This is a genomic window from Candidatus Contendobacter odensis Run_B_J11 (genome assembly GCF_000531125.1).
Lineage (GTDB): Bacteria > Pseudomonadota > Gammaproteobacteria > Competibacterales > Competibacteraceae > Contendibacter > Contendibacter odensensis.
This window is the reverse complement of sequence record NZ_CBTK010000316.1, coordinates 1-1,141: the sequence shown is the minus strand read 5'-3', so window position 1 is coordinate 1,141 and position 1,141 is coordinate 1. Positions and strand designations below refer to the sequence as shown.

Annotated in this window: 2 protein-coding genes; both read left to right on the top strand. The window is 39.4% G+C overall.

The features are described 5' to 3' along the window. A partial coding sequence (locus BN874_RS26580) for a helix-turn-helix domain-containing protein (protein WP_420886163.1) occupies positions 1–567 on the top strand: 567 nt, incomplete at its 5' end. A 17-nt stretch (positions 568–584) separates the two neighbouring features. Further along, the gene (locus BN874_RS26575) at positions 585–1,130 is read left to right on the top strand and encodes an IS630 family transposase (RefSeq protein ID WP_420886162.1); all 546 of its coding nucleotides are present in this window, start codon (positions 585–587) and stop codon (positions 1,128–1,130) included. Positions 1,131–1,141 lie beyond the last annotated feature (11 nt).

Genomic DNA, 1,141 nt, shown 5'->3' with positions numbered 1-1,141 from the left:
TACCATTTCTCTATAGATTTAATTATAATTTTGATGCCAACTTACGATAGGGTATTGACCATGAATAGGCTCCAGTCAGTGATGATTACTGAGACGGCAGATGAGCTAAAAGTGATTATGCATGCTCAAATTAAAGCCAAGATCAAAGAGCGAATTCAGGCTTTGTACTTATTGAAAGTAGGTATTGTTAATGATATAGGCGTCTTAGCTTGTTTAATAGGTCGAGCTGAATCAACCCTTCGTTTATGGTTCGCACGCTATCAAACCAGCGGTCTATCAGGTTTGTTGGCTTGGAACTATCATGGAGGTAAACGACCTGCTTTACCGGAAGCGATCCTTGATGCGTTGCAACTGCGACTTCAACAACCAGAAGGTTTTCGGAGTTATGGCGAGATTCAGGCGTGGTTGACCCAAGAATACGGTCTGGAAATTCCTTATAAGACGGTGCATAAAATTGTTCATTATAAACTGAAAGCCAAGTTAAAAGTGGCTCGTCCCATGAGTCGGCATCGGCAAGAAGAAGCCGTGGTAGACTTTAAAAAAAACTCCAAGAACGCCTTGAAATAATAGATGTTTTTCAAGAAGTGGATAATCAGCCAAAGAAGCCTATTCGCTATTGGTGTCAAGATGAAAGTCGATTTGGTTTAAAGACACTGACGTATCGGGTCATTACTGCACTCGGTATTAAACCTCGGGGACTCGTCCAATGGCCCTTTGAAGCTTTTTATACCTACGGTGCCGTTGAACCTTTAACAGGAGAGAGCTTTTTTCTAATTTTTTCCCATTTAGACAGCGATTGTTTTCAACTTTTTCTTGATGAATTTTCTCAAGCTTATCCCCATCATTTGAATGTCATGCAATTAGATAACGGTGCTTTTCATAAAGCGCAGAAACTCATAATTCCGGAAAATATAGTACTCTTATTCCAACCCGCCTATAGTCCAGATATCAATCCAATTGAGCGAGTTTGGCAACATCTGAAAAAAGAATCCAGTTGGGTAAACTTTAACACCTTAGCCGACTTACAAGAAAAAATCTGCGAACAATTGAATATTATTGGACAGAAAGTTGTTGCTTCTCTTACCGGATATCCATTTATCTTATCGGCGCTTGAAAAATTAAACCTATAGAGAAATGGTAT